Below are 8,017 nucleotides of genomic sequence, written 5' to 3'. Positions count from 1 at the left end.
TTTTAGCCCCATATCGCTCATTATTTAACCTGTCAGTAAAGTAATAATGAAAGTCAAATATTCTGATTATTTAGATTTAAAGATCGAATGATCTAAAAAAAGGATCTTTTCTAGATCTTTTGATCAAAAAATAGGGGTAAATAGTTATTTATCACTGTTTGATGCATCAATGTCAGGATATATGATCGTTAAAAAGTAATTTACAACAGATTAGATTGAAAATACCATTCAACACCATACTTAAGTACAGGTTCAAACGGCTTGTAAGTCCGCCAACTTACACCCGCCAAAAACCCGTACATTTGCTTTAGCCCGGACTGTGCCTGGTAGCTTCCTGCCGGCACCTCTCTGCCCTTGGTTGTCGGGTACAGTCCAGGCTAAAGCGCAGTTAGGAGAACCGCGATGCACGTTTTCACTATCGCTCGTCTTTGTCAGTTGAATCCTCTGGGTTCGATTTTGGCGGAGCTTACTCACTTCATTGCGCTTTTTCATTATTCTTCCGCTAATCACTGGGGAACATCATGGAACGCTGGTATCTCGCTTGCCATAAAGCAGGAAAAGATAACGTCTTCAAAGCCCAGATGACCCTGGAGCGCATAAATGTCATGGCTTTTAGTCCAATAATGCGCGCTTATCGTCCTCGGGCCGACCGCCCTGGCCAACACCGACAAGTCATTGAGCAGTTATTTCCTGGTTATATCTTTATTTGTTTCGATCCCGAAATTCATCACTCATCTAAAATCGAAACCTCCCCAGGCATCAGCCATCTGGTGCGTTTTGCGGGCGAAATAGTTCCTATTCGTGAAACAGTCGTGGACAGTGTGATGCGATTGCCTGTTTGTGTGCAGGCATTTTCCAGCATTCATCCCGGAAAACGTCAGTGGGATAAGAATCAGATTCCGCTCAATAATGTGCAACGCCAGCAGATCCAGTCGCTGGTTGATGAAAAAGATGGCGAAGTACGTAGTGCCCTCTTTTACGCTTTTATAGAGGCAATCAGCTAACTTCCGATGAATTTATTGATTTGATTTCAGTATTTCTCTGCCTAACCGGAGGATAGATGTCAAAGCAAGTCCAGGCTGTTCCCCCTGCCATTGAATGGCAACCAGATGATTTTGTTCTACAAGCTTTTACTTTAGAAGATGATGTTCGTAGTCCGGGTAATAAAACACACGACACCGGTAAAGATTATCTCCCTCAATATATTTCCCATTTGAACTCTTGTAGACCACGTCGACATTCCTACCCCCAGTAGCACCCTCAGTCTCCACTGATGGCCCTCTTGACCACCCGTACTGTCGGTGGTCTTTTTTCCCCTGCATACGCCACCGCGTAACCGAGGTGACTTGAATGTCTCTACGCAAAACATATTCCCTGGGTGTTCAGCATGACAATATGCTGACAGAACAGGCCGTGAACCTGACCGGAAGACTCGACCGGCCCATTGCTTGTCGCCATGTCCTTTACGCCATTTTGGACCTGGCTCACCAAATCGACAGCGCTGAACTGGCTCAGAAAGTCCTCGACATAGCCAACGAACCACGTCGACCACGCGGTTCCAGGAATAAACGCCAATGAAAATGCTCATCCCCATCGCATTAGCGCCGGTGGTGTTGAGCGGCTGTGCCCTGACGACTCACAAGCCTCCTGCAACACCGGCACAACAATTTGTTACCACGCTGATACAAGAGCAGCGCCCTCTTATTCAACAAGCCCAGGTTGAACTGGCGCTAGTCAGCAATGTCAGATTAAGACCTAAGAACTCGTTGCCGGTTGTGCCACAAAAAACAAACAAACCGGTATTAAATGCGGCCAATAATTCACAACCATCGATGCTGGCGGGCCAGAAGATTGCTGGATTACGAGCTGTTAGTTTTAGTGAAGGACGACCGGGTACTCCAGCGCTGGCGGGCGCGGGTCAAGCCCAGACACTAAGGCAAGCTGTTACACGAATAGCGCCAGTAGATTGGCAACATAGTTATGGCGCAGGTATAACTCCCGATGTGCGGCGACCGCTACAGTGGCGCGGTAATGATCAGTGGCCGTATGTACTCAATGGCTTGCTTACGCAGGAAAAACTAAAAGCATCAATCGACTGGCTAAATCGAAGGATTTCTATTTCTACGGTATCTGCAACAGTCCCTCTTGTGCCTAAAGCCTCCGTGATCACAACAACTACAGCTCCATCCCTTAAAACCGAAGTAGTCAATAAAAGCAACCCATTGACAGGCCAACCCGCGGCAGAGAAGAAAACCACCTCAATCCTGTCGGCCAAAATCACCTCACCGGGTTCGACTGGAGCTCGTCGTGTTTGGGTTATGACACCAGGTAGTACGCTCAAAGATTCTCTCTTGACGTGGTCTGCAGAAGAGAAATGTTCACTCCCCAACATCGATCACTGGACCGTACAGTGGTTAACATCTGTGAATTACCGTATCGATGCTCCGCTGGTCTTCCATGGAACGTTTATGGATGCACTGAACGGTGCTTTCCGTCTTTACCTGAATGCCTCTGTGCCACTGTACGCAGGAACTCGGAGCCAGCAATGTCAGGTTATCGTCAGTGACAAGGAGCCATAATGTCACACTGGATGATGGCGTTTATGATCGGCCTCTTGACTCTGACGCTAGTCCCACCCCAGCACACTGAAATGAGTGCTATATCTACACAGACCATCGAGGCCCAGGCACAAGCCGTGGCAACAGTAAGCTATATCAACCAGATAAATGACACGCTCTACACGCATCCTCAGAACGAGGGCGTAGTTGGTATTAATAAGCCCGTGTTTCCACTAGGCCCAGTCAATAACCTCCGAACTCAGGGAAGAACATGGGTTTATCAATCAGACTATCCCGGACTCATGAATGCATTAATCAATGCATCACTGAGTTCATCTCTTTTGGGGCGAGTCTACAACCGGCAGCTGTTTGATCACGCTGGACTCAGTACAGGGCTTACTGCTCCCACATCAATTCCAGACGGGTCAATCGTCTACATTAATTAATGGAGATCACATGTTGCTATTTTCAAGGGCAAAACTTGCCCCTATTTGTGCCTGCCTGCTACTGACAGGCTGCCCAAGCTTGGATCGCATCAACACTCAGATCAGTGATACCGAAAAAACCCAGAAAATTGTTTCTGGCCAGATTGAAGATATGAGAAAAGGTCATGTCGTCAAAGAACTAACATCTCAGTGGATTAACCCAACACCTATCACGGGAAAAGGCAGCGAGAAAAGCCAGCTACCCTCATGTGCACCGATATTCAGCCGCGCCGGTGATGTCAGCCTTGCCGAGATTGGTGCGTTCATCTCTACCACCTGTCACATTCCGCTGTTCATCACACCTGACGCGCAAGGGGTTGGAATTTCGGGTGGAACCACTACCCAGGCGATGAGTGGTGCCATTCCCCCACCAGACCCGACGACAGGCATGGTTCCGTTGGCGCAACTGGGTTCTACATCAGCACCCTCAACTACGCCGGTGACGACGACGAATACCATATTGCGCGGCGTGTTCTGGCAAGGTGGGCTCGAAGGACTTCTGGATAACATCACGACACGCCTAGGCCTGTCATGGCGTTATGAGCAGGGTAAAATTACTATTTTCTACATAGATACGCGCACGTTTCCCGTTAATTTTATGGACAACATGACGGTCTTTTCCTCCACAACAGTCAGTGGAACAACAACCAGCAACGGCAGTTCTGGTGGTACCACTTCTACGGGCGGTATTTCCGGCGATAACAACACATCACAATCAACAGAGACGAAAATAAAAACCAGTTTGTATGAGGATATCAAAACCACGGTAGCCGCCATGCTGACACCTAAAGTGGGCCGCATGAATCTTTCGGCCGGCATGCTGACGGTCAGTGATACACCTCAAGTACTTGAAGCTGTTGGGCGTTATATTGCTGACCGTAATAAACAACTTAACCGGCAAGTGGTTTTTAACGTTCAGGTCTACAGTGTCGAAGCCCGTAATCAGGAAAACCTGGGTTTCGATTTGGCTGGCGTATTTAATAGCGGCAGTGTCAAAGGTATGTTGACGGGTTCGTTTGCAAATGTGGCCGACAATGCCATGAGCGGAGGGGTCACCCTACTGGACGGTAAAGGAAAAGGGTCAGAGGCATTCATTAGGGCTCTGTCTGAAAAGACCAATACCAGCATCGTGACTCAGGCCTCAGCCATGACTACCAATATGTCACCAGTGCCGTTGCAAATGGCCTTACAGCAGGACTTTGTCGCTGGTATTACCACGGCACAAACCGCCAACGTAGGCAGCTCTACCGATATCCAGCGTGCCACTATCACCACGGGTTTTAATATGGTGGCCATGCCGTACATGATGCCGGATAGCGATCAGATGCAACTGCAATTTTCCATCAGCATCTCAGACGACCCGACGTTCCGCACCGTTAAACAAGGTGATGCCCAGTCAGAACTTTCCCGTACACACCTCAAAACCTCCACATACCGCGTCATTCTCCGCTCGGGTAATACAATGCTGCTAACCGCCTTTGACCAAGGCAATAACACGGCATCTAAACAGGGGGTTGGTTCAACCTCATTCTGGGGGTTGGGCGGCGGCGGCAACGCGGAGAAAAACCGCAATATGTTACTCATTTTAGTGACAGCAAACATCGTGGGATAAATAGATGGACGACTCGATACAGATATTAAACGGTGCTACACGCCTGCCACACCCCCCTGATCAAAACTGGCTGGCAGCATTGCGATGGGAAGTAGCACCGATACAAAGTAAGGCCGAGTTACGACGCAGAGCCGCTCGGGAGGGCGCTACGCATTTTCTCGCAACCCATTTTTCTGAAAGTGAATTATTAGCCTGTTGGGTCCAAGTGCCCAAAAGTGAAAAGAAAAAACCCATCAGTGCCGCCCTCGCTGTCGCTCATCAACTGAGTGATGATTGCTATGCCGTATTTGAATTACAACCTGACGTCTACTGGTTCGTGGCTAACTGTAAAGGACAACTCTCCGTTCTCAGTGACAAGGTGGGTAACAAAGAGAGCACATTGCGGGCCGTCACTTTTTTCCTGTCCATGAACACCGGCGCCCATAAATGGCATGTGATTGCCCCTGTCGGTTTCTTTGCGGATAAAGAGTCTGAAACAAGGGCACTGATTGATTTCACCCTCTTGCCCGGTGTTAACAAGCGCTACAACATCCCATCAATGTCCTTACGTCGCCCAGTGCAACGATATTCACTGATTGCGCTAGTCGTGGTAGGTACTATCGTGGGGATACATCTCTATCAGGGGTGGAAAGAAGACAGAGCGTTACAGGTTGCACAACAGCAACTAAAAGAAAATGCACAAGTACAAACAAAACCTGTCTCCCCCCCCTGGCCTTCTCTGCCTGATACTCCGGCTATTATTCATGGCAATGGCGAATACCAAATCCCGCTGTCTGTTGCCGGATGGATGCTGGAGAGTAAAACCTACAACCGCCAGAGCAATATCGCTCTGATTTATCGGCGGACAGGGAATGCCAGCGTTGCAGACTTTAGACGACGGGCTCAAGAGTTGTTTGGAGATCGTCAGGTTGATTTCAATATTCCAGGGGGAGCTGATCAAGGCACGGTCACATTGCCAGTAGCGGTGTTATCAGGCTCGGGTCAGCTAAAGTTGATAGGCCTGACAGAAGCCATGCTAATACTGACCACTTTTGCCCAGCGCCAAAATGCTCAGTTGCAACTCGACCCTCAGCCCAGTACGCAGCTAATTAACGGAGAGAACGTCACGCTGCCTTGGCGCGAGGTGCACTTTACGTTAATCCTCCCGATATCTCCTGACATCTATATCGATTCGTTACCGATGCCGGGATTACGCATAGCCCGTATTCGCACGGTACGTGAGGGTGTTCGCCTAAGCTACACACTCGAAGGAACTCTTTATGCCAATCCATAACCGTGGACGTTTTATTTTTTCTCTGGTGTTCGTTCTGGCCATAACAGCAAACGCGGATACCGAACTTCCAACACCACAAGTATCCCAAGAGGAAAATACTGCCGTTCCCTTACCCTCAGGTACGTTGAACGAACTGGAAAAAATCAATACCCAAACGCTATTAACCGAGGCGCAAGCTCAACTGGCCAACGCCAGAGCCTCACTGGCGAAGGCCAAGAACCAGTACAGCGACACAACATCAGGACAAATGGTGATGTCTGGCACAAACTTGCCTCCAGGACTGCCCAATCCCACAATCAATATACCCCAGCAGATAAAATCTGGCCCCCCCCGTATTCTTGAAATCAGTGGACAAGGACGGTCTTTGTCAGCTCGCCTCATGCTTGATAATGGCTTATCCATCCTTGTTCGCAGCGGTAGCAAAATTCCTGGCCGCGATCTACTCGTAACCGATATTTCTGCCAGTACTGTTGAAGTCAAGGATACGCAGGGCCAGCGTCATACGCTGACTTTTGGTGAATAATATGAATACCTCTCTACCTAAATCGGGTACCTCCCCCGTTTTTGAATTTAATGCGTTGGCTAACGAATACATGTTTTGGGAAACAGGGTCCCCCCCCATTTGTTACGTGTCTGCCGACCATTGTAGGATGCCAGCGGTTCAAAGTGAGCTACAACGCGCTCTGTCCCATATCCCCGAAATGATCACTGAAATGGTTCGCTTTGACGCAATATCCCAGCACCGCCAAAAAAATCGGGTTCGTGTTGATACTGCAGAAAACCTCCAGCCGGAAGTCATTGACCTTTATACCCAAACTGCTGCCTTGGGCGCGTCTGATATGCACTTTCTGATTGATACAGATGGCACTACTATCTATCAACGTATCCATGGTGACCTGTCAGTAGTGGCCAATAAAACAACTGATGAGGGAATGACGCTGCTACGCTGCATGGTGAACACCATGTCGGATTCGGGTGCCAGGGAGTTCATGGAAAACGAGATCCAGGATGCCCGCATTGAAAACAAGTATCTGCACAAGGCAGAGTTATATGCTGCTCGCTACGCGCATATACCTACCGAAAATGGCGTTTACGCTGTTGTCCGTCTGATTAAGGATGAGAGAGACGACATTCCTTCATTGGAGAATCTCGGTTTTAATCCCGAACATATCACGCTGATACGGCGCATGCTCCGCAGCCCATATGGTTTCATCATTCTTTCGGGGCCAACTGGGTCGGGGAAAAGCACCACACTGCGCACCCTTGCCGAAATGTATACCGTGTTTACTCACGGCCTTAAACGTTTACTGGCGATCGAAGATCCACCAGAAGGAAAATTGCCCGGCATCCAGATCCCAATTCATGCTGACAAAAGTGATCCAGTAGCGGTCGCACAAGCATGGACCCGAACGATTGCGGCCAGTTTACGTCTTGACCCTGATGCGCTAATTGTCGGGGAAATGCGTGACAAAGACTCGGTCAAAACTGCGATTGCTGGGGCTGAAACCGGCCATCTTCTGATGGCAACACTGCATGCCAATGATGCCCCCAGTAGTATCAGTCGTATGGTCGACACATTAGATGTCCCGCTAGCACTTATAACCGATCCCCAACTGATTGTCGGACTGATCGCACAACGGCTGGTTCCTTTGCTATGTCCTGAGTGCAAACAGACTTATGAACAGGTGAAAGACAGCCTTGAACCTGATGAGTTACAGCTGATTGCGACCTACTGTGACAAAGAAAAAGTCCGCTTTCGCTACCACAAAGGCTGCAAAAACTGTCACCACGGCACCGTGGGACGGCGGGTGATTGTTGAGGTCATCCGGCCTGATGCGCAGTTCATGCACCTTTTTCGGCATGAAGGCAAGCTTGTAGCCCGAAACTACTGGGTTAACAAGATGGGGGGGATCACGCGCGGCATGCATCTTCAACAATATCTGAATCGCGGAGAAGTTGACCCCCTTGAGGGCGACCGTATCAATCCGTTGGATGAAGATACCTTGTTAGCCTTGGATACCACGCCTCTTTCTGCCTAACCCACGCTCTCTTCGCATTCCACACCGTCATACCTTTCTGAACAGTAAGG

General features: G+C 49.1%; 8 protein-coding genes. All 8 read left to right on the top strand.

Annotated elements, in window-relative coordinates; all coding sequences use genetic code 11:
* The first annotated feature begins 521 nt into the window (after positions 1–521).
* Entirely contained in the window at positions 522–1,004 is a 483-nt protein-coding gene (locus AACW11_RS14905; protein WP_145592799.1) for a transcription termination/antitermination NusG family protein, read from the top strand.
* Between the two features lie 346 nt (positions 1,005–1,350).
* Complete coding sequence (locus AACW11_RS14900; RefSeq protein WP_145592800.1) at positions 1,351–1,578, top strand: hypothetical protein; 228 nt, start codon at positions 1,351–1,353, stop codon at positions 1,576–1,578.
* Between the two features lie 2 nt (positions 1,579–1,580).
* A complete protein-coding gene (locus AACW11_RS14895) occupies positions 1,581–2,579 on the top strand; it encodes a TcpQ domain-containing protein (RefSeq protein ID WP_212587012.1) in 999 nt (332 codons plus the stop codon).
* Positions 2,579–3,004, top strand: coding sequence for a type IV pilus biogenesis protein PilM (pilM, locus tag AACW11_RS14890; protein WP_212587011.1), 426 nt, complete (start codon positions 2,579–2,581; stop codon positions 3,002–3,004). Before AACW11_RS14895 ends, pilM begins: the two co-directional genes overlap by 1 nt.
* A gap of 10 nt (positions 3,005–3,014) precedes the next feature.
* Entirely contained in the window at positions 3,015–4,655 is a 1,641-nt protein-coding gene (gene pilN / locus AACW11_RS14885; protein WP_145592803.1) for a PilN family type IVB pilus formation outer membrane protein, read from the top strand.
* A gap of 4 nt (positions 4,656–4,659) precedes the next feature.
* On the top strand, positions 4,660–5,928 hold the full coding sequence (gene pilO2 / locus AACW11_RS14880; RefSeq protein WP_145592804.1) for a type 4b pilus protein PilO2: 1,269 nt from the start codon (positions 4,660–4,662) through the stop codon (positions 5,926–5,928).
* Positions 5,915–6,451: a type IV pilus biogenesis protein PilP gene (pilP, locus tag AACW11_RS14875; protein WP_145592805.1), complete on the top strand. Its 537-nt coding sequence runs from the start codon at positions 5,915–5,917 to the stop codon at positions 6,449–6,451. The genes pilO2 and pilP overlap by 14 nt, the downstream gene beginning before the upstream one ends.
* Positions 6,452–6,578: 127 nt before the next feature.
* Positions 6,579–7,967, top strand: a complete 1,389-nt coding sequence (locus AACW11_RS14870) for a GspE/PulE family protein (RefSeq protein WP_186370929.1) — start codon at positions 6,579–6,581, stop codon at positions 7,965–7,967.
* The last annotated feature ends 50 nt before the right edge of the window (positions 7,968–8,017 follow it).

The organism is Yersinia sp. Marseille-Q3913 (assembly GCF_963892745.1).
In the GTDB taxonomy this organism is placed as follows: Bacteria; Pseudomonadota; Gammaproteobacteria; order Enterobacterales; family Enterobacteriaceae; genus Yersinia; species Yersinia bercovieri.
The sequence above is the reverse complement of the archived record's forward strand: the minus strand, read 5'-3'. Positions and strand labels throughout refer to the sequence as shown.

Coding starts and splice junctions, on each gene's coding strand:
- pilN (WP_145592803.1), top strand. CDS start 3,015: ATGTTGCTATTTTCAAGGGCAAAACTTGCCCCTATTTGTGCCTGCCTG.
- AACW11_RS14870 (WP_186370929.1), top strand. CDS start 6,579: ATGCCAGCGGTTCAAAGTGAGCTACAACGCGCTCTGTCCCATATCCCC.
- AACW11_RS14905 (WP_145592799.1), top strand. CDS start 522: ATGGAACGCTGGTATCTCGCTTGCCATAAAGCAGGAAAAGATAACGTC.
- pilO2 (WP_145592804.1), top strand. CDS start 4,660: ATGGACGACTCGATACAGATATTAAACGGTGCTACACGCCTGCCACAC.
- AACW11_RS14895 (WP_212587012.1), top strand. CDS start 1,581: ATGCTCATCCCCATCGCATTAGCGCCGGTGGTGTTGAGCGGCTGTGCC.
- AACW11_RS14900 (WP_145592800.1), top strand. CDS start 1,351: ATGTCTCTACGCAAAACATATTCCCTGGGTGTTCAGCATGACAATATG.
- pilP (WP_145592805.1), top strand. CDS start 5,915: ATGCCAATCCATAACCGTGGACGTTTTATTTTTTCTCTGGTGTTCGTT.
- pilM (WP_212587011.1), top strand. CDS start 2,579: ATGTCACACTGGATGATGGCGTTTATGATCGGCCTCTTGACTCTGACG.